Raw genomic sequence first — 22,269 nt, 5'->3', positions numbered from 1 at the left:
TGATCAGTCCTCGATTTCAGGATTTGCGGGCAGCCCGGTGTCTTGATCGACATTGTCGTCGTCTTCATCCCGGTATCGCTGATCATCTGTCAGTGGCTCTTTGCCCACGACTTCGCGCATTTCTTCCGGAGTGAATATCCACTCAGTATTGCCCATCTTCTGATTGGCATCAGCCATCTTGGTCACGCGGTCGATCTTCTCAGTCATTGAAGCCTCAGTCAGATCAGACCAGTCGAGATACCAATCCTTCTCAGGCAGGATCTTGAAGCGCTCCAGACGGTTCACGAAGTCCATGATGTTTGGGCGAACGGTGTTGTTCCGCCGAGACATGTTTGTCTGAGCCCATTCGTTGGCGTCTTCGGTACTTGCCCGCTCGCCTGTCTGTGAGCCGACAAGGATCTTCACAGGCATAGAGATGGACGCAGCAAAGGACTGTAGGGCGATGGCGAAGAAGTGCTCAGGGCTTGGCAGGGTGACGCTCAGGCTTTTGGCCTGCATGCCTTGGATCATCAGGAGCTTATCGAAGCCCTTCTGCCAATCCTCAACCTGTTCATTCATCTTGTCGGCCAGTTCCTCGACCGGTATCCCCATGGCCTTAGCCATTTCCTCGATCTTGGCTTCTGGATCGACTTCAAGGACTGGAGCTGATTTGGCGTTCTTCCAGAAGCCTTCACCGCCTGCACCGCTGATCTTTTCTAGTGTCAACAGATCGTTATAGCCAGGCTCAAGCAGCGACTTGCAGTCCATCGTGCCATCGCGTGACCAGATCACCACCCGGTCAGGGTGGAGCTGGAACTGCCGTGGCTGCGTACCGGTGTTGTCGCCTACGGTTGCCTCATTGAACTGATACATGAGCGGCTGACCGTATGTCTGGCTCTTCTCATCCGTATCCCACTGAGAGACCTGCAACTGCCCTTCCCATGCTGGGATGACTTCAACAAGGCCCAGAATGCCACCCGGCACCGTATCGACCGGCTCAGAGAATGTCTTGCTATCGGCCAGACGGAGGATCAAACCGCCGTATCTGCCGACCAGTGAGCGCCTATCAGCCTCTGCAATGCGCGACCATACCCGAAGATCGGTGAAGCGCTCCCGGATGTCCTTCTCTAGGGGCGTCTCTTTGGTTGCATTACCCTCTGACCCGTCACGCTGCTTCTCCTGCAGAAATGGCGCATCCTGCCATGTCTTGAGGATTGTCTTGTCTACACCAGCCGCCCCGACACCATTCCGGCAATACATCCCGTACAGCATGTCGAAGCTGATGAACTCGGGATAGCCAAAGTCAGCATAGTGATTGTGCTTTGCCGTCGCGAAGAAGCCCGGAAACATAACGTCGAGCCGACGCGCCGCAGCATTAGCCAAGGCTCGAATAGGGTTCATCTGTGCCTCTTTGTCAGGAGCATGGCGACCTGCTTAGTGTCACCCAGCATTAATTCAGTGATGGCCCATACAAGAGCGTCCACCTTGTCGGGCGATCCCTCACCGGCAAAGCCATCAGGAGCCATAAGGCACATCTGGTCTTCCAGCTCTGGCAGCCCGCCGACATGCGAAACCTTGCCCTGCTCGTATAGTGCCGCGACAGGCTCAGCTCGTGCGACCTTGCCCCGGCTGGCTGTGACCTCTTTGTATGAGACGTTCTTGTCTGTTGTCTTGATGACGTGCTCGACCATTGCGCCACCGAAGTTACGTTCAGCGACGACCCGATCAGCCTCAAATTCGTGATATGCCTCGACAGTACGTCTGCCCCAGCCTGCAGGAGAGAGCTTGCAGGATCTGTCAGCCAGAACATAAGCCCTGCCGTCTACCCCCTTACCGGCCACGATTATGCCGATATCGTCGCCCTCGTCGCTGCTTCCCTTGGTGCCGGAAGGATCGACCGCCACGACAACACGGACAAACTCAGGCACAGTTCTAATCCGGCCTTTGTCCAATTCCGAGCGCGTCCACAGTGCGCCGGGCAGATCGTCAATAATTTCGGCTTCAAGTTCCTGACGGCCTAGACGTGTACCTTCGTACTTGTCCTTGATTGCCTTGAGAAAGGTCGGCGCCAGATTGCCTACGTTGTCGAATGTCGATCCGCGTGTAACCACCGTCTTAGGATCGGCAATGATCTCTTTCAGCAATGGAACCGGCTTCGGCGTTGTCGTGATGCAAACCCTTGGATTATCACCCAGGCGAAGACCGAACATCGCCATGTCCCATGTCTCACGCAGATACTTCCACGCTGCCAGCTCATCGCACCACATGGCCTCATGCTGTGGACCGCGAAGGCGCTCGGGCTCTTCGGCGGAGAACAATGTAGCCACTGCACCATTAGCCCACGTCACACGGCGCTTAGACGGCTCATACATCGGCTTGCCAAGGACTTCACCTTTAGCCGTCCGATCCCCTGCCCAACATACAGCGAGCAATCCGCTCTCACCTTCAACCATAACGTCTCTGGCGTCTGATGCTGTGGGAGCGATAAGGCCGATACGCATGGCACCGGCTCTAACCTGTTCTCTGGTCCATTCAGCTCCGGTTCTGGTCTTCCCAAACCCACGGCCTGCAAGGATCATCCATGTCAGCCAGTCACCATCCGGGGCAACCTGTGCAGGTCGGGCAAGAAAGCGCCAGTCATGCAGGAGGGCTTTACATTCTTCGTCAGTTAGCGCCGCCAGAATTGCTGTTCTTTGGGCTTCCGACATTTTGGCGAGAGATGAGAGATTGAAGCTTGGTTCTTGCATCTGTCACCGTCAAATCACCTGTCACATCAGCCTCGACGCGATCCACGAACAATTTATGATATTTACCCAATAGGCCCCACGCGCTCACACGCGCCCCGTGAGAGCTTCCTTCACCTTGACGGGTAGCTTCTTCAAACAACCCACGAAGCACTCTCTCTGCGCTTAAATCGAGCTTTTCAGCGGTCTTCCCGGCCTTTGCTGCGATGGCTTCTGCAATGTCTACATTTGACAGCAGACGCGAGCCTTCCCGATTGGCCGTCTTGACTGCATACCCCGCCCGTATCGCTGCCTGTGTGGCATTCAGGTCAATCAGGTACTCAGCGACAAATCGCTCTTGTTTCGCGGTGAGACTCACGGTTGTATTCCCGATGGGTGATGGAGGGAGATCAAGATGACTATTGCCGATGCTCTTGCCGCAGTTACTGGCGCACTGAAGGTCGTAAACGAATTACGAGCGATTGATGCTCAGTTTGATAAGGCGGAACTTAAAGCACGACTCGCCGATGTTATGTCTCAGTTAGCCGATGCTAAGATGGGATTAATCGAAGCAAGCGATGCCATTGATGCCGAGAAGAAAGAAACTAATCGTCTAAAACAAGCGTTCGAGTTTCGCGGAACACTAGTCGAACATAAAGGCTTCAAGTACGAAACCTTTGAGGATGGAGGCCCGAAGGGAGAGCCCTTTTGCCCTAGATGCGAGCAAAACTTAGGTCGTTTCTATCGCCTCACCCAAGTTCGTGGTGGTGGCTACTCAAATCTAGTTTGTCCAGATTGCAAAGCTAATTTTAACGCTAGCGTTTACGTTTGGCAAAAGTGAATACCGGTCTTGCCCACTTGATCCGCATTATGAGGGGAAATAGGACCCCGGAGCGGACGGACGGCTTCTACAGCCTCGAATGTGGCCTTGTTCCAAGCGACCGGCTGTCTCGGTTGGAGATACCCGCTCCCTACATAGAAAAGACAACGCCGTTACTGGCTGTCAGGCGACCTTCTGCTATCTGTCGCTGACGCCGTGCAACTTCACGAGCACCGTTCGGAGTATAGCGGCGTCCGCCAATGCGAATGCGCTTGCTGGCACCACGCTTGCGATGATGCGGAACAGGATCACTGAATACGAGTGAGGCTGAGCCCGAGAAAAAGCCACGAACAGACGACAGCAATGCTGCTGCCATGACACTGAAGCCAAAGCGCATATCGTTCTCCGATGTTTGATAAAGAAAAACCCCGCACTAGGCGGGGCTGGATTGGTTGCCGGTATTTCTCTGCAAGTATCGCTGTATTCCCGGTCTAGGCCCATACGTTTCTAAGCAGATTGGGCCTGAATTTATCAGAACGGGCCGGACGCTACCCCGGCTATCGCCTGTTTCGGCCACGCTTTACATGGCTTATCTGGGGTGCGCTACCCGTTGCGCTTCTGCTTTCAGCGCCGCCGTTCTGATTGTTATGCGAAATGCTGGCCGCTACGTGCTGCTTAGTCCGCGCCCTCCTGAAAGGTTCTTTGGCGGATACCCATTACCAAGTTCAGTTCCGGCATTTCACATTCTGTCCGAGTGGCAGGCTCGCAGCAGGATTTGAACCTACGACCTGTGAACCGAAGTCCAACGCTCTATCCAGCTGAGCTATGCGAGCCTGTTTATCCACTCGAATTGAGAACCGCCGCGTACCTTGCGCTATCAGGGTGCAAAGCAGTGGCGGCGGCCATGTCATATTTGCGAGGGCCTTCGCCATCAAGGTTTAGATATCACTCACCTTGAAAACTACGGTTTAGCGTCCCCTTTCGGTTAAGCTCCCTCGCATTCCGTTGAGGCGTTGCCTCGTATTATTGCCCATCCGCTTAAGCAGCGGGTTTCATTTTCTCTCGGAGAGAAGGGATGTTTCTGGGCTTAGCGTCCGGCGTCATGAAGTGATTTGCCCCACGAACGCAACTCTCGGACGATACCGTTTGTTGATGTGAGTTATCGTCAAAATCGGACACGTTGTCTAGCGTCACTGTTAACCGAACGGCATACAATCGGTTCAAACTTTCTGCAATTTGTTGACAACAACGGTTAATTTGACGCTGAAAAGTTCGGCGCACCGTGTCGTTTTTTCTGAGATATGCCTCAAGTGAAACGCCTTTCCGGCTTTTTATGAAGCCATAATCGTAAACCAACTTGCGGTCTGCTTCGTCTAAGAACGAGTTAACCCATCCGAAACACTCTTCCATTCGGGCAATTTCGCCACCGGTTGCCCGGATTTTCACCTTGGCCGTTTCGAAACCATATGCCTCGTCATAGCGCCTGACCACGTCTGGCATGTTATTGGCGAAAGACTTCGGCCCTTTATGTGCTGGCAGCTTCCGCAGGGTTGCAGCCATTTCAATGACCCGGCTTTTAACTGCTTCGGATGTCCAATCTTGAAAGCTCATGCTGCCCCCCTCTCATCGAAGAAATCGCTTTGTGCTGGCTTATTCAGCATCATCATTAGAAGCACCCTGAGAACGTGTGTAGTGGGTATTCCGCAATTCATTGCTTTGGCCTTAAGCCTGAGTATTCCCAGGTCAATTCTGTCAAAATCGGAAACCAGTGTGCGACTGTGGATCAGATTAGGGCAGAGGATCAGAACTGACGAAATTGCTTTCACCATATCGGAATAGATGAACATTGAGTTCTGCACTGTCCCGACCATCAATTGCAGAACAAGGCGAAGATGATCCTCGCCGTGCTCTCGTCCGATTTCCCTCAGTGTTGGCTTACAGAAGCATTCCCTTGCCTTCCGGCTTGTAGGTGAATGGTCACAGCTCGCCCGTAGGATGACGCCACACTGGCGGGCTACGCGGTAGATATCGCAAGGGTGTCTAGCCATTGGCCGCCCTCAACTCCATCGTTTCTTGCACTGGCAACCGCTCTTGGTCCGGTGATTTCCATTTCTCGTAATCGGCCTCGATCTGTGGGTAGTTTACCGGGTGCTGTGAGCGGAAGTCTGGCATAGAGCCCGCAACCCATTCACCTTTATTCCCCGACACGATCCAGCCGGATTGCGTCCATCGCGACATCGAAATGTCGAAGTGTCCGAAGTCTTTTCTGGTCACAAACCCGCGCTTCGTTAAGGTGATTGCGATCTTGATCGCGGCGACCTTCCACGCAGTTAGCGCAACCGGCGCTTTATCACCTGCTATTACATCAGGAACCCAATCGGGCAGATCAATTCGGCTATGTGGGCACAGTTCGCGCCAATCGCGATGTGACCAGTCACTGTCCGTTCGTGGCAGATAAGGATAGAACTGAAACTCTCCATCCCATTCTTGCTTTCGAACCGTAATCACCGTGATGTTCAGGAGCTTACAAATTCCTGCAAGATCAGTTGTGACGCCATATGGGATCAGAACAGCCCGGCAATCAGGCCCAGATGCTGTCACAGAATAAGTGCTGACGCCTTCGGCCACTTGGTTGATGACTTTAGCATTTAGCCGAAGTTTCGCCTCAACTCCGATCTGGAAGCCGTCCTCTTTTCGCACCAGAAGAATGTCAAAGCCTCCTGTTTCCGGGTACGCAGTCCATTCTTCTGGCAGCTTTGAGATGAAGGCCGCGCAAAGGTCAGTTTCTTTTTCAAAGGTTGCCTTGCTCATCATGCCGCCGCCCTCTTCCGCTCGACTTCTATTTTCCTGCCCTTCCGGTAGATCGCACCATCTGAACCGAATACCTGTTCCCGCTCTGTGGGCTCCATGGAAGCGATTTCACCTTCGCGCAGATACTTGCCGTTGAAATATGCGAGAAGGTGCCTGTTGACCGTCCTTGTGGCTTCCAGCTCACATGTGAAGACTTGAGGTGCTCCACCTTCATTCAGGAGTGGCTTCGGGTGGCTGTCTCGTGAGAAACGCAGCATCACCCACCAGCCTTGAGGAACTTGCTTGATATACCCGGCGTATCTGTTCATAGCAGACCCATTGGATTGTCGATGATTTCACGCTTGATCAGTTCGGGCTCATTCATGCCACCCTGATCGACAAAGCTCGTTGTGCTGCCATGCCAGCCACATTCAACGTCACGCGGCCACTGGCTTTCTCTGGACAGGGCAAGGAATATCTTGGCCTTGTCCTCGTTCTGCTCGACCAGATCAGACCAGAACTGATGCAAATCGCTCATCTTTGATGGCTCATGCTCTTTCAGGAACACAACTGGACGAAACGGGATCAACACATGGTCTGCGTCTCGCTCGATTGCGCCGATCAGATCCGAATACCGAGGCTTCTTGGCAAGCAGACCGTGGAAGAACTTCTCATTGATCGTCGGCTTGTAATCAGCGAACACGTTCTTCTTGAGCTGCGCACAGCCAACAATCGGGATATCCAGGTCACGAGCGATCTGCTTAAGCCTTGCCGTGACGATCTGCCCAAATTCCCAATCTGCCAGTTTCTTTTCGTTCTTGTCCCGGTCGATCAGGCCCATATGGTCGATAACGACAAGCCCTTTCCCCTTCTTGGAAACGAAATACCGAACCCGCTCTTCGATCTGATCCAGCGTCAAACGCTTCTGCTGGATATAGATTTGCTTGTCCTTGTTGGCATTCCGGAAGCTCATCAGGCGTTCAAAGTCGTTCTCGGTGACCTTGCCGCGCTTCTGCCGGTTCACTGTGACATTGGTTTCACGGCTGCTTTCACGCATTGCCAGCTCTTTTGCCGACATTTCACCGGAATAGAACCAGACTGCATTACCCTCAGAAGCCGCACCCATTGCCAGCTGACCGGCCAATGCTGACTTACCCTGCTTTGTAGCACCGCCAAGAATTATGAGCTGTCCGCCACACATCGGGCCTATAAGCTCTTCGACTGGTCGGAAACGGTAACTTATCCCGGTCCCCTTCTTGCCCTTGTATGCCCTGTCTGTGTCGTCAAGAGCGTCATCCAGAGCAGAGCCAAATGACACGGCACCATAGATATCGTCACCATCTGAGAGAGCCTGACTGATTTCAGTGATTGCCTTCTCGCCAATCTTTGCAGGGTCACTGTCTGTTTCGACGTTCTGGGCCGTCCGGATCATGTCTTCGGCAACCGCGACGATCTGCCTGCGCTTGTACAAATCAACCAGCATCTGTGCGATCTGAGGCAGCATTGAAGGCGGAAGGGAATGCTGCGCACATGCACGAGCGACAAGCTTTCCGACTGTCGTTTCATTGTCGATATTCTTATCCCAAGGCAGAAACGGCTTGATCGTGATCGGAGCCGCAACTTTCCCCTGCTTAATCAGATCTCCCATGACCTGATAAACATCACCAAGAACGCCCTGTGAGAAGTGAGCTGGCTGCAGCATACCGGCGACAAGTTGGAAAGCATCGTTGTTAACAAGGATCGTTCCGATAATCGCGCCTTCACCATCAACATTGCAGATTTCAGGCTGGTATTGGTCTTGCTCGTATTTGCGAAGGGCGCTCATGCTGCCACCTTAAGGTTCATCTTGGTTTGCTGGCGCTTGGCCTGTGTCTTGGCCTTCTTCGCTGCTCGTGTGGCTTCCTGGTGGACCTTGCCGCCTGATACGAGCCAGAACATTATTCCAATGGCGTCGGAGCAGTTATCGTCCTTCGGCTTCAATCCGCGCCGTGCGCACTCTTCCAGAACCTTGTCCTTGATCCATTTGCGCCGTTCATCCGCGTTTGTGATTTCCTTCGGCGCTCTGACAACTCCGATGAATGACTTGCGCCAAGATGACGTTGTAACCGTGCGTGGATAGACCAGAGAGCGCCGCTCACACATCATTTCGAGCGTTGCCAGCCAACCACCGGCCAACTGTGCTGATGCTTCTGTACGAGCCGCTGAGTAAGCTTCTGCCTCAATCACGATCTCAAGGTTATCTTCCTCAATACCGTGATGCCTGCGCAGCTGGCTGATGTTGTCCCACAGATTGAGATAATACTGACCGCGCCGGGTGCATTTGTTGCCTTCCATGTCACGGGTCAGATCCCATGTTCCATATGAAAGACGTTCGCCAACAGATCGCTGCTGTTCCTTTGGCTTTTCACTGTCATCAAGCAGAAGGCAGAAGCCTGCCTTCGTGGATGGGTCGATTGTGAGCTTGTGCATTAAAACCTCCCCAAGAAGTACGCCACCGGGGCGAGAATTACGGCTAGAGCCAAGCAGGCCCAGCCGAAGCCGATAAGTGATCTGGAAAGCCGTTCATTCATGTTGGGCCTCCGTTGGCTTGGCTGTGCGCTGGCGGGTGTCTGTGACGCCACTCACGCGTAGAGCATGGAGAACTGTGGTGTGATCGAGCCCGAACCTTCGACCGATCTCAGCAAGGCCAATGGGGCTTTTTTCAATCCAAACCCGGTAAATGGCTTCTCGACGTGCAAGCATGATCTTTCGCTTGCGGGTAACGCTGAGGATGTCTTCCAAGGTCAGACCATGCTCCTCGGCTACCCGAGCTATGATCGAACGTGCTGAATTCTGTTCATCAGGGATCGTGATCGGAAACTTCTCGGCAGCCTTCTCAAACATTCGCCTGTCACGCTCACGGCGCTGTTCTGCTATCTGCTCGGCTGATTTGAATACGACTGGCTTATGAACCGGCTTGGCAATCTCTGCCCTCTTACGGGCTTCGGCTTTCGCCTGTTCGCGGCGGCGCTGTTCTGCAACTGCTGCCTGATATCGAGGATTACTCTCGACTGTGTTTGAACGTGCGTAGATCATTATGAAGCCCTCCGCAGAGGAATGACTTCGCACTGATGGCGCTTATCAAGCGAACTGCGCCCCGGAAGAGGATCACCCATAAGAACGCCGGTCTTTGACCGTGTATCGCTCGGTATGGCGTCAATGAGTGACTTGACGTGATCTTTGTCCAATCGATCTGTTGGATATCTGTCGGCGTTCGTTTCACCCTTTACCCGCACACGATCGTACTGGTCATAGTTTCTGCCGCGTTCAAGATGACGCTTGTAAGCAGCATCATCGAGCAGCATAGCAATCGTGTGGCGCGAAACGCCTAATTCACTGGCGATGCGGGTCTTCGTAAATCCTTGGCGAACAAGCTCTTTGGCCTTCGCCGTGTAGGCTTCACGGTCTGTCTTGTGATTGTAATTCTTTTTCTGCGCATCCATTACGCGGCCTCGGCTAAATATCTCGCTGCTTCTTGGACAGCTTCATTGTCGGAAACCGGGGAGCCATCTATTGCGCTCAGTACCCGGCGAAGGTGATATGCAGCATCAAAGTCTGGTTTCAGGGCGATGCAGCGGGCTCGGTTTGGGATTAGTTCAATCAGACCGCGTTCCTTGAGACCGTGAACAAGCCGGTGAATGCTGGAACGGGATGTGATGCCCAAGGCTTCGCCAATTTCCTGATATGAAGGGCCGTAGCCCTCCTTATCGATGAACGACCGTATGAAGTCGTATGCCTGTTTCTGGCGGGGTGTGGTGGAGGTCACTAATGAGCCTCCAGCCCGTTCGGGTGTTTGGGGAAATGCATCCATGCAATCGGTACTTCGCCCGTTGCCAGCCCGTACCACCGTCCACCGTCTTGACCGTTCTTTGGTTGCCAATGGGAAGGCATCACCTTCCCGCACTTGGTCGCTACGAATATCTTGACGTATCGGTAATCCCGACTGGTGACTTCCTTGCCCTTAACTGTACGGGTATTGGAAACGTATCCTCCGAGTGGGGCTTCTGATACGTCGAAATTCCATGTGGCCATCACGCTGCCTCCTCGCTTGGGAAGTCAGGCTCGCCGTGGTCTGGCTGCTGGACGGCGTTCTTCTTTTCCATTGCGGCCTGCAGGTTGTCCCGCATGAACTTCTGGCCCTTGTCCCAGCCCCTGAGCCAAGCGGTATCTTCGTCGGAGCCTTTGTCATATTCGCTGTCGGCATCCTTACCGGCCAGACCAGCAAGCTCGCCCTCGCCTTCGATGCGCTCAATTGCCGGAGCGCGGTCGCGCAGTAGATCGGACTGGAAACCGGGAATGACGTTCAACCATGACAGAACCTCGCCATGCGCCAGAAAGCGGTCTGTTACGGTTCCCTTGTCATCTGCGCCAATTGCCTTGATTGCATAGTCCAGATCGCCCAGAACGACGTTATCAGCCTGTGCAAGCTTACCTGCGGCCTTCTTTTCAGCATTGGCTTCCCTCACCTTGGCGTCATGGCCCATCCGGATACGCAGATGGTGAAAGAACAATGCCTTCTTGTCAGTTTCGGAAAGCTGCGAATTATGTCCTGCGTTCATTTCCGTTCTCCCGATGCTCAAGCGGCCTTCATGGCGGCTAGTTGGATGTTTCCAAGAACCTCTTTCAGGTTCCTGACTTCGAAATGCTGGATGGAGTTGGCTTCGCGATGGAAGATCGCCCGAACGCGGCGCTGCGACCATTGTGGGTTGACGGCGCTCAAATACTCGTATGCGTCATACAGAGACTTTCCGACCGAGATTGACGGCGTGGACTGCATGATCGTGATCAGCAGATTGCGGGCGATTTCCTGATCATTCTCGGTCCCGTTCCCTTCAGTTATGGTCTTCGGAACGAAGTCTTTCTGAGGGAATTCTGGGGAAATACCGAGGCCCGCTATAGCCTTGTCTAATTCTCTTGTTCGCTTGAACCATTCACCTTCAACACGGCAAATGTCGAAAAGCTTATGGAAGACCTTCTCGACTTCCCGTCCACCTTCAGCAGTAGCAAGCAGTTCAATGCCTTCTGGAAAACTTGCTGCCAAGGCCCACAGACGCACGGTCAGATTGTCGGAGTAACCGATCTTGACCATATCCTGACGGTCTTTTCGCGTAATGAAGTAAACCGTCATCGGCCTTCCTCCTTAAGCTCTGGGGCGATCAGCAGCGCCAAGCAACGAGCGGAGCGCAGCAATGACCGAGCCACTGATATGCGGGTCCTTGTGACCCAAGAGCTTCGTCGCATTGCTGATGAGCCTGTCGACTTCACCGAGTTCTTGCTGTCCGAATTCGACACCGGACACCTCCTCTAGTTTGCGCAGCTCCTTCGGCTTGATTGAAACACGCTGATCCGCGTACCAAACGTCACGAGTGCGGTTGAACGACCACTTGAGTTTCCGAGAGGCAGCAAGAATTCGAGCGCCAACGCTGCTCGCCAATGAAGGCGGCGCGACATGGCTTTTCAAAATTTCAGAAGCAAAGGCCAACTCAGACATTTCTGATTTCTCCGACAACTTTTCGGACATTTCCGACAATCCCTTCGATACGTTGAGATTGTTCGGTGGAGCGGCGATGAAGCCGCTACCGGTTACAAAGGAACTGATGTGATGAAGATGAAACGGACAGCTCGCAAAGCCTGGAAAACTGATACGGGCGTCCAACTCGTCTTATGGACTTGGCCTGAAGTCTCACCACGAAAGCCGAAGGGAAGCAGCTTGGCGGCACGTGACCCTCTCGATCCTTTCCGATGATATTCATGGCTTTGTCCTTTTGGGTGAATGGGTTGCCCGGAGCCCCGACAGGGGAACCAGAACTCCGGGCTTATCGCCTACCGAGTAACAGGCGGTGGGGAGGTATCCCCGGCAGGCAATGGGAATTAGGCGGCGTTTGGAAAATCTTGTTTGTGATTGATTTCCGAATGCTTCGCATTGAGGCTGGAAATGTATTCTTCCAACTTCACAAACTCTGACGGCGATGGACGGACACCAGCAATGCGGCGATACGAGTTACCGTACCAACGGTGCATTATTTCGGACGCCTCGGAATTGTGGTCTTGTCTAATGCCGGCATTGCGAAGCCTGTTTTCAGCAGCACGTATCCGGGCACTGTAGGAGCGAAGTCCAACACGATATTCTGGACAAGGTCGCGAGCCTTTGCCGATGTTCCGAATTCGACCGATCGGCTTAAGTTCATCTCTGACCCAATCTAGCGATCTGGACTTTGCAATGCGATCTATCGTGTCAAGAAGAAGCTTTGAGGACTTGAACCACTCTTTATGGCTGTGAACGTCTGCGAAGCACGAATGAATGAACTGCTCATCTGACAGATCACCATCAACAGAAATGATGATTTCCAACGGGAACGGAGACCACACAGCAAGACTTTCCAGTCTCTTTTCTGGGCATGTTGAGCTACCGATCTTAATCGGACCATCCATGCCCACTGGCTTAATGAAATAGACTTTACTCGAAAGACTTTTCACGCTGCATCTCCTGCTTGCTTGAACAGGTCAGGACGGATGGAACTCATTGGAAGGCCAGTTATGTTCGCTACTTCCGCGATACGCTCCGCCGGGACACGATCCCATTGCGAGATTGCGCCGCGAGTAACCCCAATCTTCCGAGCCAGATCAGCAAAGGAGATAACCTCCCTGACTGCTTCCATTCCCGTCTTCTGCATCTGTTTTCGCCGCTCATTTGTTATCGGTATCCAACATGTACAGTTTAACTAAACTTATGTCAAGCGAGACTAACGGCGATTTTTTAAAGATGCAAAGTTATGTTGCGTACATGGAATTAAAAGATCGAATTTTAGTCGCTCGCGAAGCTGCTGGCCTGACACAGCAAGAACTAGCTGACGCGACCGGGAAAACCCGTGGGGCAGTAGCTCAATGGGAAAGTGGGAAAACGCGCCCTCGCCACAACGTTCTGGTTGCAATAGCTGAAGCAACACAAAGGGATATTGCTTGGATCGAGAGCGGGATTGAGGCAGCGGAAGGCGCACCAAAACCAAAGCCTAACGCCAGCTTCCCGCCAAAATACCAGGAGTTCCCACAGGGGCAGTCTATCCCGCTCCTAGGCCAGTCGGCAGGCGGTCCTAACGGTCGCTTCGTTTTGAACGGAACAGAGGTTGGGCGTGTATTCTGCCCTCCGATGCTTGAAGGTGTCGAAGGGGCTTATGCCGTGATGGTCTTCGGAACATCAATGGAACCGCGCTATTTCGCTGGCGAGACCGTATGGGTCAATCCTCACCTGCCCGTCAGATCCGGCGATGATGTAATTGCTCAATTCGTCGGAGATGAAGAAGGCTTGCCAGCTGATAGCTACATCAAACGCTTTACATCTCAGTCAAGCAAGGTTCTCCGCCTCTACCAGTACAACCCGGATGAAGGCGAAGAACACGATCTTGAGTTTGATGCAGATACGGTTTTTTCAGTTCACAAGATCGTATTCAAAGCCAACACCTGATTGAACTTCTTCACAAATCCAAGTTGGGCGAATGGAGAGATTGCGAGAAGAAAGAGGCTGACGAGGGCAAATGCTGCATCTGATCTTACGGCAGAGTTGCGCGTAGTTGTGAACACCAAGACCAGCAGCGATCTTTAGATTGGAACGATAGAGAACTCTTGAATGGCCGCAATCATCACAAGCCACGTAAACACTCGACAATTCCACGATTAAGCGGTTGGCGTCCGGGTGATTAATGGGAGCACTCTTCAACATATTCCTCTCCATTTGTTCTACTTCTGTTCTCATTTCAAAGCAGGTTACGTCGGAAGAGTCGAGTCGAATTAATGGTTAACGAGAAGTTATTTTTTCGGCAGCTACATCTTGTGTGTACGCTATTGGACTGAACACAATTTTGAACCACAGACGCATAAGGGGATGGGGAATGGCGAATGATTATCAACCTTGGGAGAACATAACTCCTGAGACGGTAGACAACTTCATCAATCAATTTGACGACTTCGGCGGCAAAGAACTTTCAATGTCGTTAGGTAGAGTAATTATATCTTGGAGCCAGCTTGAGAACGCACTTCAAACATTCTTGATGGAGCTGATGAATATTCGTCTGGATCACTTTCTAGCGACCGTAGGACAGTTGAGTATCTATCAAAAAATTGATGCCATTTCATCTATCACTTCCTTGACATCACCTGATCCACGCTGGACGAAACATCTCCACGAACTCAAGAAGTACATCCACGGAAATCTCAGGGAAGAAAGGAATAGACTAGCTCACGACCTATGGATTAATGAGCCAGAACAGAAACAATCTATAAGGTTCAAACCTTCGGTAGACAGAAAGACCAACAAACCAACGTACTTAGATGCTCGAGATTTCTCGAATGATGAGCTCAAAGTTCTGGCTGCAAAAATTATTTCATGCTTTGCAGTGGTGCACCGACTTCGAGATGCTTACTTTCCAGGCAAGCCAAAACCATGGCAGCAAACACAGCCGGAAGGTTCTCTTTGAGAATTGTCGGGCTGAGGTAGTCTGATGGATAATCAAAGGCCTGTTCACCAGCTTCGATCATAGCTGGTGTCACAAGTTCTACTATTGCATCAGAGTTCATTTTTTGCATACCAAAACATAGCAAATAATACTGAATGTTGCCAGATGGCACTGGATGAGAAACCATAGCCCCGCTTCGGCGGGGTTTTTGTTTGGCTATCTGCCGATCATAAAATCTTCGATATCGATCTGTGGTGCTTTCCGGCGCCGTGTTAGGGCGGCATTCTTGGCGTGGTGCTTTGCATCCCAGGACAAATGACACTTCTGGCAAAGAGCTCTGCACCGCTCTGGATCTGCGTGAGTTTCATCATGATCCATGTGCGCGATTGTCAAAACAACCTTGCTACCGGTCAATGGATGTGGCTGGCCGTTCACAGCTTCGCACTTAGGAAACATCGGAGTGCCTTCGCATCGATGCCCAGCACGTTCAAGCAGACTTGCGCGGAAATCTTTCCATTCCTTCGAATGTGTCCCGCCGCCTGGATAGTTCTTCATCTTCTCTGGATTGATTGGCATCTAGCACCTCTATCTTCTACCTTATCTCTATCTTCTTGTTTTTCTTAAGATTTGTATTTGATTAGAGGGAGGGAGAAAGCAAAGACCCCCCTACCCCCAGAAAGACAAAAGCCTTCCCAAAGGTAAGGGGATCGTATGCCACAGACTTGTACCGTCATGTCGGTCGGTCGATCTGGCAGGATACCTCTCGGTTAATCCGTCCTCTGTTTCTGACAGCACCGTAGGACTTACGACCCCCGCGCTTGCAGCTTCATCAGCAAGGGAATTGCACCCTCGTCGCTGCTTCGATGCGCCATTGATAATCCCCAGCCATATTTTCTGTCAAGTTAAACTAAACTTTTTTCTGTTAATCCTCTTGCATTGTGTATAGTTTCACTGTACATCTTACTCATCAACCAACGGACCACGAAGACGCCAACGGGCTGATCTGGTTCACAACATGGGGTGAGTAAATGTCACAGGCCAATTTCAAAGCGCTCATCAAAAATGCAGCTGCGCAGCTCGAAGCGCTTGCTGGCCGAGTTCAGCCGGGTGCCTGCTATGACAACCAGGCTCAAGCCGAAAGCTTCTTCCAGTTCGAAGATTACCTCAAAGAAATCGATTTGATTTTCACCGATCTGCGCATCGGCGTGATTGATGAAACACGCGGCTGGGGCAACCAGCAAGGCATGAGCCGTGTCCAGCGCAAGATGCTGCGTGAAAAGACCAACGATGATCGTGACGGATTGCTCGAAGAAGCCCGTGAGTGGGCTGAGGAAGAGCGTCATGGGGCGGCTGCGTGATGATGATCCAAAAGAACTGTGCGGCTTGTGGCGCCCTCTTCAATGTCCGGATCGCAGATCACAAGCGAGGATGGGGCAAGTGCTGCGATAAGTCTTGCTCTGCAGCCTACAAGGTTGGGATGCGGCCTCGTGATGTGAACGAAAACCACGCGAAGAAAAGCATATGGGCAGAGAAGGCTCTCAATGAGCGGAAGCTGGCTGGCGTAACAGTCTGGCCGCAAGCTCCAAGCGTCAAGGAACAAGTCGGCAAAAAGGTAAAGGTTAAGCCTGTCTACCATTCACCAAGCAACTGCCGACATTGCGGCATTCCCGTGAATGGCCCCGGCCTTTGCAACGCTTGCGAAGATCACGAGGAAGGCCTGAACGCCATAGAAAGCGGCTGGGACGGCCACAAGGCATGGGCATGACGCTCCCCGATCCAGTCCTGACACTCATCACAATCAACCTTTCAATCGCGTTCATCGCGCCGTTTCTGGGGATTTGAAATGACTGAAGAAGACGTAAAAGCATTCCTCGAAGCCAACCGAGAAGACATCAACGCTCAGGTTAAGCAGCGTCTAATTGACGGGCTTTTACAGCAGCACCGTTGGGAAATGTCGGATCAGATTTCCAAGGTCGTAGGCGAATTTATGGCCGAGGAAGTTATGCCTGAAGTGAAGAAGTTTCTTGCTTCTGAAAAAGGTCCGATCATCGAAGCAGCCATTAGTGCAGCTAGCCAGATCGGTGACATGATCACTCAGGAAATGGTCAAGAAGGCCGCTAAGAACATCGGTGAAGGAAGCTACCGTTACCGTGATGTTATCAAGCAGATTTTCGAGTGAGGCTCCCATGCGTGACCTTATCGAAGACATCGCTGGCTTTGTTGCCGTTTCAACCTTCATCGCAACGTTTGCAGTATGGGCCGGGGTTCTGGCTGAGAAAGTGTGAGGCTCGATATGCAGCTTATTCACGTACCCGTAGCATCTGACCTCAACCGTGACAGTGGCATTAACGCATATCGCTTCACAAGCTTTACGCCTGAGAAGCGCGCCGACGATGATATCGCAGGTTATATCAGCGACGTGATGGCCTTTGCTGAGATGCTTGAGGCTTATGCAACAACGCCGGAGAAGATGGCCGAGGCTGTTGCGCAGATTGAGCGATACCGCCTTCGCTACATCCAGTGGGAGAATACACTGTGGGCCGCAAAGAGCCGCACCGCGTCCCCAATGATCACCGGCCCGGCTCGGTTCCCTGTTGAGCGTAACCGTAAAGCTATGGACGCTGAGCACAAGAAGATCGGTGCATATCTGGAATGGCTGGAGAAAGCTAAAAATGCGGCAATCAAAGCCGTCAATATGGTTGGCTATGTTGCGCCACCAAAGCCGGAAGGCGCGAAGACTGGCCAAAAGGTCAATGAATTTGACGGTTTCAAAGTGATCGAAAACTTTGACATTGACCGCGTTCAGTTCGTTTTCCCAGACAAGCCAACCGAAGCAGAACGGACAATCCTCAAAGGCGCGGCGTTTAAGTGGGCACCAAGCCAAGGTGCATGGCAGCGGCAGTTAACCAACAACGCAATCGCAGCTGCGCGGCGTGTCATAGATCAGTTGAAAGAGAGCGAGGCCGCATGACCGCCCTCCTCCAAGTAAGCGGCTATGTGCGCCGCCAGTCAGCCAATGGCGATGATAAGCGCCCACGGTTCACACCAGAACAGATCGCAACAGCCAGCCAGATACAGACCGAGATAGACGCAAGCTTTGTTCTCGCAGTCACAGTGGCACTGGCACAAGAGTTTCCGGGAGAGTTGAAGTGAGACAGTTCCGCAAAGGGGACATCGTTACTATCGAGTGCGTTGTCGAAAGCCAGTTCACCGACACAGAAATGCGCGTTCGACCTGTTGATGATCACTCTGACATCTACGTAAAGATAGATCAGGTCAAGGTGGTTCGTCAGGCCATTGAAGTTGGTGACTTTGTTCGCAACACAGAAACCTCAACTTATAACAAAGGAACAGTACACGCGGTTCATGATGGCTTGGCTTGGGTTGAGCTCACTTCCGGCTCGTATAACACATGGGACATTAATTACTGCCGCAGATTAGAACCTGTGGAAGCGCAGGTGGCAGCATGACTGACACCTTCCAGCATATAGGCGATCTGGCTACAGGAATTGTGAATGAAGCTGCAGACAAGGCAGGCTTCACACATCACGAAGACGGAATTTATTTTGGCATGTCAGATGCGGTTTACCACGCTGACCCAGCCCTCGGCTCAACTGGCCTGAAAAAGCTTATCGGTAACGCGCCCGACTTCTGGTGGGGCAGTTCATTCAATCCTGTGAAGGAAGACGAGAACGACGACACGCCAGCCAAGATATTCGGCAGACAGTTGCATACTTGCGTTCTGGAAGGCGCTGACAGGTTTAAGGCACTTCACACGCCTTACATGAACCCAGGCAACATCAAGGCCGGTAAGGATGAAATAGCAGGCATCAAGGCCTCTGGACGCGAGCCAATCAAGTTTAGGGACTATTCGAAGATACTTGCAGCATCGGCTTTCATCAAGGCGAACAAGACGCTGGCACGGGCTTTCGAAGGTGGTCATCCAGAAGTGTCTGTCTTCTGGACCGTGAATGGCATCCGCTTCAAGGCGCGGTTCGATTATCTGCAGATCAATTCGATTGTCGATCTCAAGTCCATTGAGAACCGGAGTGACAAAGAGTTCAAGCAGGCCTGTCGCGATGCAATGGCGAGCTATGACTACATCGTATCAGCCGGCCATTACACGGACGGTCGCCGTCAGATGAAAGGCCTGTTCGCGTCTGACAAGGTTTTCGGGCTGCCAAGCGGTCAAGAAGACTGGCTGTCCAAGGTAGTGAGCAACTCGGTTTTCGCATTCGTATTCGTGTTCTGGCAGAAAAAGGGCGCGCCCATATCGCACGGTATCATGCTGTCGCCGGGAAACCCGCTGTTTGATCGAGCATCAGAACGCATAGCCCAAGCCATTGCGAACTATCGCCTATTCATGGGCGAGTTCGGAACAGACACGGCATGGGTGCCATCCACACCACTTGAAGAGGCTGACGAAACCGCATTCCCGGTTTGGTACCAGCAGAAGCTTATCGGAGCCTGAAATGAACCAAGAAATTATCACCCAGGACGGCGAAGTTTTTGAAGAAACTACGGCTCTAGCTTCAACCAGTATGGCCGTGCAGTTGCAGAAAGCGGAAATTGACCAGCTCGTATCAACAGCCCATGCATTCCCGCGCTCATTGAAGCGCGTACAGTCAAACATTCTGGGTATGGCAACACTGGATGAGGAAAGCGCCGAAGAATGCATCTATGCCCTTCCTCGTGGCGGCAAGCCTATCCGTGGCCCATCCATCCGATTTGCTGAAATCCTGAAACAGTCATACGGTAATTGCCGCGCTGCCGCTCGTGTTGTTCATGTTGATAAGACGGAAGGCTATATCGAAGCAGAAGGCGTGTTCCACGATCTGGAAACCAACTCCGCATCAACTGCGCGTGTCCGCCGCCGCATCACGGATAAGAATGGCCGTGTGTTCAAGGATGACATGATCATCGTCACCGGCAACGCGGCTTGCTCTATCGCCATGCGGAACGCGATCCTTGCAGGCGTTCCTAAACCTCTGTGGCGCAAAGCCTACGACATGGTGCAGGCAACCATCACCGGTGACATCACCACGCTATCGGAAAACCGTGAAAAGGCTTTCAAAGCACTGGCAGCATTCGGCGTTAAGCCAGATCAGGTTTTCTCAGCTCTTGGTGTTCAGGGTGAGGAAGACATTACCGTCGATCATATTGCGACACTGCGCGGCATGTATTCGGCTTTGAAGAATGGCGAAGCGACTGTTGAAGAAATGTTCATCGGCACAGTCAAGGCTATTTCCGATCACGCCAAGATTGAAAACCCGTTCTCAGCAGAGCCAGCAACCACACAGACAAACAATGTGACGCCGGAACCTGAAACGCCAGCCAGTGGCCCGGATAACAGCGAACAAGACACGTCTGCCGACCTCACCTCCACCGGCAGCGTAGAGGGTGGAGAGCCAATGGTTGATCAGGCTTCCACCCTCGATAATTCAGGCGATGAACCGAGTGAGCCGAACATCGAGCTTCGTAAAGAATGCTGGGAAAAGTTCATAGGCGCCGCAACCAACGAAGCCAATTCATTGACCGAGCGCCGTGGCATTCTCGAAACGTCGAAAGATGCATGGAAGATCGAGCTGCCGAACGACCTTGAGTTTGTCCGTGTCGCGTTCATGGAAGCCGACAACGTCATCAAGGGCAAAGTGACCAAAGAGGAAGCGACTGACCATATGTCGTCGTTCTTGGGTGGCTGATGCGATCAGTTCCCGAATGGATCGGCAAGACCGATAATTCCATGCCTCCAGGCAAGGTCAAAGACCGGATAAGAGACAGACAGGGCGACAAGTGCGCCCTCACCGGCCAAAAGTTCCAGACCGGGGATAAGGTCGAATATGACCATGCGACCCCGCTCTGGCTTGGAGGCGAGAACCGAGAAAGCAATCTGCAGGCAGTTCTGGCAGACGCTCACAAGCGTAAAACGCAAGCAGAAGCAACGGTTCGAGCCAAGGTCAACAGCATCAGGAAAAAGCATCGCGGGATTAGGAAAGAGCCTTCAATGGCCGGTTCCAAGAACTCCCGCTTCAAGAAGCTCATCACCGGCGAAGTCATTGACCGTAGCACTGGTGAAATCGTTGGAGGCGCACGCCCATGACCATCCCAGATGAAGCAGTACATGCCCTTGAAGGATTTTGGCGTCCAATCTCGGAAGCTGATAAGTCCATAACATTCAATCAGGATTTCGACCTTGGCGACGGCGAGAAAATGACCATTCGAAACTCGGATGATTATTGGGTTCGCGATGATGACGGCCGCATCTATCGGGCTACATGGTCCGATCACAAGGGTGGATATTGGTGGGATATTGAAAGCGAAAGTCCTGTCGATCCAGTTCAGTATATGCCGCACCCGCTTTCCCTCCCAGCCTCACCGGGAGCGTCGGAATGAGAGAGATCATCACACAGAAGTATTTGCGCCGTTGGCCTGACAGCAAACGCTCAAAGTCATGGGCCGGTCGCTTGGTTCACATTCAGACGGAAAACGGTGTCTGGCGGAACAATGGTAAAGGCTACACACACGAGGGGAAAGATGACGCTTGGGTTTTACCGTTCGAGGAAGCCCAGAAAGAGGTTGCACATTGCGGCCCCGAAAAGCAGGCCACATTCATCTTAGCCACCCGCCCGACAGGAGGCAGCAACCATGGCGAATGAATTGAAGCCTTGGAAGTACGATATTCAGTACGGACCAGAAGGCGAAGCGAACTATGCGTGGGTTTATGACGATCATGGCGTAATGGTTGCGACCATGAAAACCCATAAGGCCAAGGAAATCGTTGACCGTATGAACACCCGCCCCGCCGCGCCGGTCGAGGGGTTGAAGACAACGTTGTATCAAGTGTTCTTGAATGGATGTTGGATTGACTGTCCTAAGCCCGCATATGAAGCTTATCTTAAGGACAACGAGCATGTACGCAGACTATGCCTCCAGTTGCAGGCCGAGGCCATCATTGCGGCGGAACGGGCAGATACACGCATATGGATGGAGAAGGCAGCTATTGAGGCTGAGCGAGTAAGCAAGCTTGAAACCGACAACGCGGCGCTGACTGCGCGGGTTAAGGGGTTGGAAGAGGATCGCGATAGTTGGCGAAGGGTTTCCGAGCGCCTTGAACGCGACAGTTCCCGTCAATCAGCCGAGAAAGAGACCCTCGAAACCAAACTCGCGGCGGCAGAGGAGCGTGAAAAGAAGGCTTTCAAGGCGGGATATGTACTTGCCTGCTGCAATGTCGTCCACCAGCACGACGAGCCTACAATAGCGCACGATGCATTGGGAGAGATTGGCGTTACAAAGGCCGAGATCAAAGCCATGAAGTTGTCCGAGTTCGACATGAAAGCACTGCGTTTAATAGAGCGTGACCGTGCAAGTAGTCCTTATGCAAAGGCCAAGCCATGACCCTCATTGACAGACTATCCAAGCTGGACGCGCCTGAGATTTGCCCCGGCTCATATTCGTTTCACGCATATTG

33 protein-coding genes and 1 tRNA gene are annotated in these 22,269 nt (G+C 52.5%); 16 read left to right on the top strand and 18 right to left on the bottom strand.

Translation table 11 applies throughout. The features are described 5' to 3' along the window. Positions 1 to 3: 3 nt before the first annotated feature. Genes RT142_RS18140 through RT142_RS18130 form a run of 3 tightly spaced genes read right to left on the bottom strand, consistent with a single transcriptional unit; the run spans position 4 to position 3,081 of the window. Positions 4 to 1,380, bottom strand: a complete 1,377-nt coding sequence (locus RT142_RS18140; RefSeq protein ID WP_313030467.1) for an anti-CBASS protein Acb1 family protein — start codon at positions 1,378 to 1,380, stop codon at positions 4 to 6. Beyond that, the gene (locus tag RT142_RS18135; RefSeq protein ID WP_313030464.1) at positions 1,377 to 2,726 is read right to left on the bottom strand and encodes a DNA-packaging protein; all 1,350 of its coding nucleotides are present in this window, start codon (positions 2,724 to 2,726) and stop codon (positions 1,377 to 1,379) included. Before RT142_RS18135 ends, RT142_RS18140 begins: the two co-directional genes overlap by 4 nt. Beyond that, positions 2,644 to 3,081 (bottom strand): terminase small subunit, encoded by a 438-nt coding sequence (locus tag RT142_RS18130; protein WP_313030462.1) that lies wholly within the window; start codon positions 3,079 to 3,081, stop codon positions 2,644 to 2,646. The genes RT142_RS18135 and RT142_RS18130 overlap by 83 nt, the downstream gene beginning before the upstream one ends. Before the next feature lie 36 nt (positions 3,082 to 3,117). On the opposite strand from RT142_RS18130, the gene RT142_RS18125 reads away from it, so the two are divergent. Next, positions 3,118 to 3,543 carry a hypothetical protein gene (locus RT142_RS18125; protein WP_313030460.1) on the top strand — a complete coding sequence of 142 codons (426 nt, stop codon included), beginning with the start codon at positions 3,118 to 3,120 and terminating at the stop codon, positions 3,541 to 3,543. A gap of 130 nt (positions 3,544 to 3,673) precedes the next feature. Here RT142_RS18125 and RT142_RS18120 read toward each other — a convergent pair whose 3' ends face one another. From RT142_RS18120 to RT142_RS18075, 10 genes are all read right to left on the bottom strand, one after another. Beyond that, a complete protein-coding gene (locus tag RT142_RS18120; protein WP_313030457.1) occupies positions 3,674 to 3,919 on the bottom strand; it encodes a hypothetical protein in 246 nt (81 codons plus the stop codon). Positions 3,920 to 4,282: 363 nt separating this feature from the next. Further along, positions 4,283 to 4,355: transfer RNA gene (locus tag RT142_RS18115), tRNA-Arg, on the bottom strand. 205 nt (positions 4,356 to 4,560) lie between these two features. Continuing rightward, on the bottom strand, positions 4,561 to 5,133 hold the full coding sequence (locus RT142_RS18110; RefSeq protein WP_313030455.1) for a DUF6362 family protein: 573 nt from the start codon (positions 5,131 to 5,133) through the stop codon (positions 4,561 to 4,563). A gap of 429 nt (positions 5,134 to 5,562) precedes the next feature. After that, entirely contained in the window at positions 5,563 to 6,336 is a 774-nt protein-coding gene (locus RT142_RS18105; protein WP_313030452.1) for a hypothetical protein, read from the bottom strand. Continuing rightward, the gene (locus tag RT142_RS18100) at positions 6,333 to 6,641 is read right to left on the bottom strand and encodes a hypothetical protein (protein ID WP_171379870.1); all 309 of its coding nucleotides are present in this window, start codon (positions 6,639 to 6,641) and stop codon (positions 6,333 to 6,335) included. The genes RT142_RS18105 and RT142_RS18100 overlap by 4 nt, the downstream gene beginning before the upstream one ends. Further along, complete coding sequence (locus tag RT142_RS18095) at positions 6,638 to 8,137, bottom strand: DnaB-like helicase C-terminal domain-containing protein (RefSeq protein WP_313030446.1); 1,500 nt, start codon at positions 8,135 to 8,137, stop codon at positions 6,638 to 6,640. Before RT142_RS18095 ends, RT142_RS18100 begins: the two co-directional genes overlap by 4 nt. Continuing rightward, positions 8,134 to 8,781 carry a hypothetical protein gene (locus tag RT142_RS18090; protein ID WP_313030444.1) on the bottom strand — a complete coding sequence of 216 codons (648 nt, stop codon included), beginning with the start codon at positions 8,779 to 8,781 and terminating at the stop codon, positions 8,134 to 8,136. Before RT142_RS18090 ends, RT142_RS18095 begins: the two co-directional genes overlap by 4 nt. A gap of 93 nt (positions 8,782 to 8,874) precedes the next feature. Then, positions 8,875 to 9,387, bottom strand: coding sequence for a helix-turn-helix domain-containing protein (locus tag RT142_RS18085; protein WP_313030441.1), 513 nt, complete (start codon positions 9,385 to 9,387; stop codon positions 8,875 to 8,877). After that, entirely contained in the window at positions 9,387 to 9,794 is a 408-nt protein-coding gene (locus tag RT142_RS18080; RefSeq protein WP_313030439.1) for a hypothetical protein, read from the bottom strand. The genes RT142_RS18085 and RT142_RS18080 overlap by 1 nt, the downstream gene beginning before the upstream one ends. Beyond that, on the bottom strand, positions 9,794 to 10,117 hold the full coding sequence (locus RT142_RS18075) for a MarR family transcriptional regulator (RefSeq protein WP_313030436.1): 324 nt from the start codon (positions 10,115 to 10,117) through the stop codon (positions 9,794 to 9,796). The genes RT142_RS18080 and RT142_RS18075 overlap by 1 nt, the downstream gene beginning before the upstream one ends. 2 nt (positions 10,118 to 10,119) lie before the next feature. Here RT142_RS18075 and RT142_RS18070 point away from each other — a divergent pair, with 2 nt between their 5' ends. Beyond that, a complete protein-coding gene (locus RT142_RS18070) occupies positions 10,120 to 10,359 on the top strand; it encodes a hypothetical protein (RefSeq protein WP_313030433.1) in 240 nt (79 codons plus the stop codon). Between the two features lie 23 nt (positions 10,360 to 10,382). Here RT142_RS18070 and RT142_RS18065 read toward each other — a convergent pair whose 3' ends face one another. The 5 genes from RT142_RS18065 to RT142_RS18045 form a co-directional block, all read right to left on the bottom strand. Then, positions 10,383 to 10,910 carry a hypothetical protein gene (locus RT142_RS18065; protein ID WP_313030432.1) on the bottom strand — a complete coding sequence of 176 codons (528 nt, stop codon included), beginning with the start codon at positions 10,908 to 10,910 and terminating at the stop codon, positions 10,383 to 10,385. A 17-nt stretch (positions 10,911 to 10,927) separates the two neighbouring features. Then, positions 10,928 to 11,479 carry a GIY-YIG nuclease family protein gene (locus tag RT142_RS18060; RefSeq protein ID WP_313030430.1) on the bottom strand — a complete coding sequence of 184 codons (552 nt, stop codon included), beginning with the start codon at positions 11,477 to 11,479 and terminating at the stop codon, positions 10,928 to 10,930. 12 nt (positions 11,480 to 11,491) lie between these two features. Further along, positions 11,492 to 11,842: a hypothetical protein gene (locus tag RT142_RS18055; protein WP_313030428.1), complete on the bottom strand. Its 351-nt coding sequence runs from the start codon at positions 11,840 to 11,842 to the stop codon at positions 11,492 to 11,494. A 380-nt stretch (positions 11,843 to 12,222) separates the two neighbouring features. After that, entirely contained in the window at positions 12,223 to 12,828 is a 606-nt protein-coding gene (locus RT142_RS18050; RefSeq protein ID WP_313030426.1) for a GIY-YIG nuclease family protein, read from the bottom strand. After that, the gene (locus tag RT142_RS18045; protein ID WP_313030424.1) at positions 12,825 to 13,025 is read right to left on the bottom strand and encodes a YdaS family helix-turn-helix protein; all 201 of its coding nucleotides are present in this window, start codon (positions 13,023 to 13,025) and stop codon (positions 12,825 to 12,827) included. The genes RT142_RS18050 and RT142_RS18045 overlap by 4 nt, the downstream gene beginning before the upstream one ends. A 35-nt stretch (positions 13,026 to 13,060) precedes the next feature. Between RT142_RS18045 and RT142_RS18040 the strand changes: the two genes are divergently transcribed. The 14 genes from RT142_RS18040 to RT142_RS17975 all read left to right on the top strand — a co-directional run bounded on the left by RT142_RS18040 (position 13,061) and on the right by RT142_RS17975 (position 22,196). Then, the gene (locus tag RT142_RS18040) at positions 13,061 to 13,813 is read left to right on the top strand and encodes a helix-turn-helix transcriptional regulator (RefSeq protein WP_313030422.1); all 753 of its coding nucleotides are present in this window, start codon (positions 13,061 to 13,063) and stop codon (positions 13,811 to 13,813) included. Between the two features lie 424 nt (positions 13,814 to 14,237). Then, on the top strand, positions 14,238 to 14,822 hold the full coding sequence (locus RT142_RS18035; RefSeq protein ID WP_313030419.1) for a hypothetical protein: 585 nt from the start codon (positions 14,238 to 14,240) through the stop codon (positions 14,820 to 14,822). A gap of 1,007 nt (positions 14,823 to 15,829) precedes the next feature. Continuing rightward, positions 15,830 to 16,159: a hypothetical protein gene (locus RT142_RS18030; RefSeq protein WP_313030417.1), complete on the top strand. Its 330-nt coding sequence runs from the start codon at positions 15,830 to 15,832 to the stop codon at positions 16,157 to 16,159. Further along, positions 16,159 to 16,566: a hypothetical protein gene (locus RT142_RS18025; RefSeq protein ID WP_313030414.1), complete on the top strand. Its 408-nt coding sequence runs from the start codon at positions 16,159 to 16,161 to the stop codon at positions 16,564 to 16,566. Before RT142_RS18030 ends, RT142_RS18025 begins: the two co-directional genes overlap by 1 nt. Positions 16,567 to 16,644: 78 nt before the next feature. After that, positions 16,645 to 16,980: a hypothetical protein gene (locus RT142_RS18020; protein ID WP_313030412.1), complete on the top strand. Its 336-nt coding sequence runs from the start codon at positions 16,645 to 16,647 to the stop codon at positions 16,978 to 16,980. Positions 16,981 to 17,094: 114 nt separating this feature from the next. Continuing rightward, positions 17,095 to 17,772 (top strand): hypothetical protein, encoded by a 678-nt coding sequence (locus RT142_RS18015; protein WP_313030409.1) that lies wholly within the window; start codon positions 17,095 to 17,097, stop codon positions 17,770 to 17,772. Next, a complete protein-coding gene (locus RT142_RS18010) occupies positions 17,769 to 17,954 on the top strand; it encodes a hypothetical protein (protein WP_313030406.1) in 186 nt (61 codons plus the stop codon). The genes RT142_RS18015 and RT142_RS18010 overlap by 4 nt, the downstream gene beginning before the upstream one ends. Next, positions 17,951 to 18,271, top strand: coding sequence for a hypothetical protein (locus RT142_RS18005; protein ID WP_313030404.1), 321 nt, complete (start codon positions 17,951 to 17,953; stop codon positions 18,269 to 18,271). Before RT142_RS18010 ends, RT142_RS18005 begins: the two co-directional genes overlap by 4 nt. Further along, positions 18,268 to 19,272 carry a PD-(D/E)XK nuclease-like domain-containing protein gene (locus RT142_RS18000; protein WP_313030401.1) on the top strand — a complete coding sequence of 335 codons (1,005 nt, stop codon included), beginning with the start codon at positions 18,268 to 18,270 and terminating at the stop codon, positions 19,270 to 19,272. The genes RT142_RS18005 and RT142_RS18000 overlap by 4 nt, the downstream gene beginning before the upstream one ends. Position 19,273: 1 nt before the next feature. Continuing rightward, positions 19,274 to 20,503, top strand: coding sequence for a hypothetical protein (locus RT142_RS17995; RefSeq protein ID WP_313030398.1), 1,230 nt, complete (start codon positions 19,274 to 19,276; stop codon positions 20,501 to 20,503). Beyond that, positions 20,503 to 20,901, top strand: coding sequence for an HNH endonuclease (locus tag RT142_RS17990; protein ID WP_313030396.1), 399 nt, complete (start codon positions 20,503 to 20,505; stop codon positions 20,899 to 20,901). Before RT142_RS17995 ends, RT142_RS17990 begins: the two co-directional genes overlap by 1 nt. Continuing rightward, on the top strand, positions 20,898 to 21,194 hold the full coding sequence (locus RT142_RS17985; RefSeq protein ID WP_313030393.1) for a hypothetical protein: 297 nt from the start codon (positions 20,898 to 20,900) through the stop codon (positions 21,192 to 21,194). The genes RT142_RS17990 and RT142_RS17985 overlap by 4 nt, the downstream gene beginning before the upstream one ends. After that, entirely contained in the window at positions 21,191 to 21,457 is a 267-nt protein-coding gene (locus RT142_RS17980) for a hypothetical protein (RefSeq protein WP_313030391.1), read from the top strand. Before RT142_RS17985 ends, RT142_RS17980 begins: the two co-directional genes overlap by 4 nt. Beyond that, complete coding sequence (locus RT142_RS17975; RefSeq protein WP_313030389.1) at positions 21,447 to 22,196, top strand: hypothetical protein; 750 nt, start codon at positions 21,447 to 21,449, stop codon at positions 22,194 to 22,196. The genes RT142_RS17980 and RT142_RS17975 overlap by 11 nt, the downstream gene beginning before the upstream one ends. Positions 22,197 to 22,269 lie beyond the last annotated feature (73 nt).

The organism is Brucella sp. (assembly GCF_032066345.1).
GTDB classification, from domain to species: Bacteria; Pseudomonadota; Alphaproteobacteria; order Rhizobiales; family Rhizobiaceae; genus Brucella; species Brucella pseudogrignonensis.
The sequence above is the reverse complement of the archived record's forward strand: the minus strand, read 5'-3'. Positions and strand labels throughout refer to the sequence as shown.

Excerpts from the sequence above, each read along its gene's own strand:
- RT142_RS17985 (WP_313030393.1), top strand. The coding sequence starts at position 20,898 with ATGACCATCCCAGATGAAGCAGTACATGCCCTTGAAGGATTTTGGCGT.
- RT142_RS18060 (WP_313030430.1), bottom strand. The coding sequence starts at position 11,479 with ATGACGGTTTACTTCATTACGCGAAAAGACCGTCAGGATATGGTCAAG.
- RT142_RS17980 (WP_313030391.1), top strand. The coding sequence starts at position 21,191 with ATGAGAGAGATCATCACACAGAAGTATTTGCGCCGTTGGCCTGACAGC.
- RT142_RS18125 (WP_313030460.1), top strand. The coding sequence starts at position 3,118 with ATGACTATTGCCGATGCTCTTGCCGCAGTTACTGGCGCACTGAAGGTC.
- RT142_RS18010 (WP_313030406.1), top strand. The coding sequence starts at position 17,769 with ATGACCGCCCTCCTCCAAGTAAGCGGCTATGTGCGCCGCCAGTCAGCC.
- RT142_RS18055 (WP_313030428.1), bottom strand. The coding sequence starts at position 11,842 with ATGTCTGAGTTGGCCTTTGCTTCTGAAATTTTGAAAAGCCATGTCGCG.
- RT142_RS17975 (WP_313030389.1), top strand. The coding sequence starts at position 21,447 with ATGGCGAATGAATTGAAGCCTTGGAAGTACGATATTCAGTACGGACCA.
- RT142_RS18070 (WP_313030433.1), top strand. The coding sequence starts at position 10,120 with ATGAGCCTCCAGCCCGTTCGGGTGTTTGGGGAAATGCATCCATGCAAT.
- RT142_RS18090 (WP_313030444.1), bottom strand. The coding sequence starts at position 8,781 with ATGCACAAGCTCACAATCGACCCATCCACGAAGGCAGGCTTCTGCCTT.
- RT142_RS18020 (WP_313030412.1), top strand. The coding sequence starts at position 16,645 with ATGACTGAAGAAGACGTAAAAGCATTCCTCGAAGCCAACCGAGAAGAC.
- RT142_RS18105 (WP_313030452.1), bottom strand. The coding sequence starts at position 6,336 with ATGATGAGCAAGGCAACCTTTGAAAAAGAAACTGACCTTTGCGCGGCC.
- RT142_RS18135 (WP_313030464.1), bottom strand. The coding sequence starts at position 2,726 with ATGCAAGAACCAAGCTTCAATCTCTCATCTCTCGCCAAAATGTCGGAA.
- RT142_RS18045 (WP_313030424.1), bottom strand. The coding sequence starts at position 13,025 with ATGCAGAAGACGGGAATGGAAGCAGTCAGGGAGGTTATCTCCTTTGCT.
- RT142_RS18100 (WP_171379870.1), bottom strand. The coding sequence starts at position 6,641 with ATGAACAGATACGCCGGGTATATCAAGCAAGTTCCTCAAGGCTGGTGG.
- RT142_RS18120 (WP_313030457.1), bottom strand. The coding sequence starts at position 3,919 with ATGCGCTTTGGCTTCAGTGTCATGGCAGCAGCATTGCTGTCGTCTGTT.
- RT142_RS18015 (WP_313030409.1), top strand. The coding sequence starts at position 17,095 with ATGCAGCTTATTCACGTACCCGTAGCATCTGACCTCAACCGTGACAGT.
- RT142_RS18035 (WP_313030419.1), top strand. The coding sequence starts at position 14,238 with ATGGCGAATGATTATCAACCTTGGGAGAACATAACTCCTGAGACGGTA.
- RT142_RS18110 (WP_313030455.1), bottom strand. The coding sequence starts at position 5,133 with ATGAGCTTTCAAGATTGGACATCCGAAGCAGTTAAAAGCCGGGTCATT.
- RT142_RS18140 (WP_313030467.1), bottom strand. The coding sequence starts at position 1,380 with ATGAACCCTATTCGAGCCTTGGCTAATGCTGCGGCGCGTCGGCTCGAC.
- RT142_RS17990 (WP_313030396.1), top strand. The coding sequence starts at position 20,503 with ATGCGATCAGTTCCCGAATGGATCGGCAAGACCGATAATTCCATGCCT.
- RT142_RS18080 (WP_313030439.1), bottom strand. The coding sequence starts at position 9,794 with ATGGATGCGCAGAAAAAGAATTACAATCACAAGACAGACCGTGAAGCC.
- RT142_RS18040 (WP_313030422.1), top strand. The coding sequence starts at position 13,061 with ATGTACAGTTTAACTAAACTTATGTCAAGCGAGACTAACGGCGATTTT.
- RT142_RS17995 (WP_313030398.1), top strand. The coding sequence starts at position 19,274 with ATGAACCAAGAAATTATCACCCAGGACGGCGAAGTTTTTGAAGAAACT.
- RT142_RS18065 (WP_313030432.1), bottom strand. The coding sequence starts at position 10,910 with ATGAACGCAGGACATAATTCGCAGCTTTCCGAAACTGACAAGAAGGCA.
- RT142_RS18025 (WP_313030414.1), top strand. The coding sequence starts at position 16,159 with ATGATGATCCAAAAGAACTGTGCGGCTTGTGGCGCCCTCTTCAATGTC.
- RT142_RS18030 (WP_313030417.1), top strand. The coding sequence starts at position 15,830 with ATGTCACAGGCCAATTTCAAAGCGCTCATCAAAAATGCAGCTGCGCAG.
- RT142_RS18000 (WP_313030401.1), top strand. The coding sequence starts at position 18,268 with ATGACTGACACCTTCCAGCATATAGGCGATCTGGCTACAGGAATTGTG.
- RT142_RS18085 (WP_313030441.1), bottom strand. The coding sequence starts at position 9,387 with ATGATCTACGCACGTTCAAACACAGTCGAGAGTAATCCTCGATATCAG.
- RT142_RS18095 (WP_313030446.1), bottom strand. The coding sequence starts at position 8,137 with ATGAGCGCCCTTCGCAAATACGAGCAAGACCAATACCAGCCTGAAATC.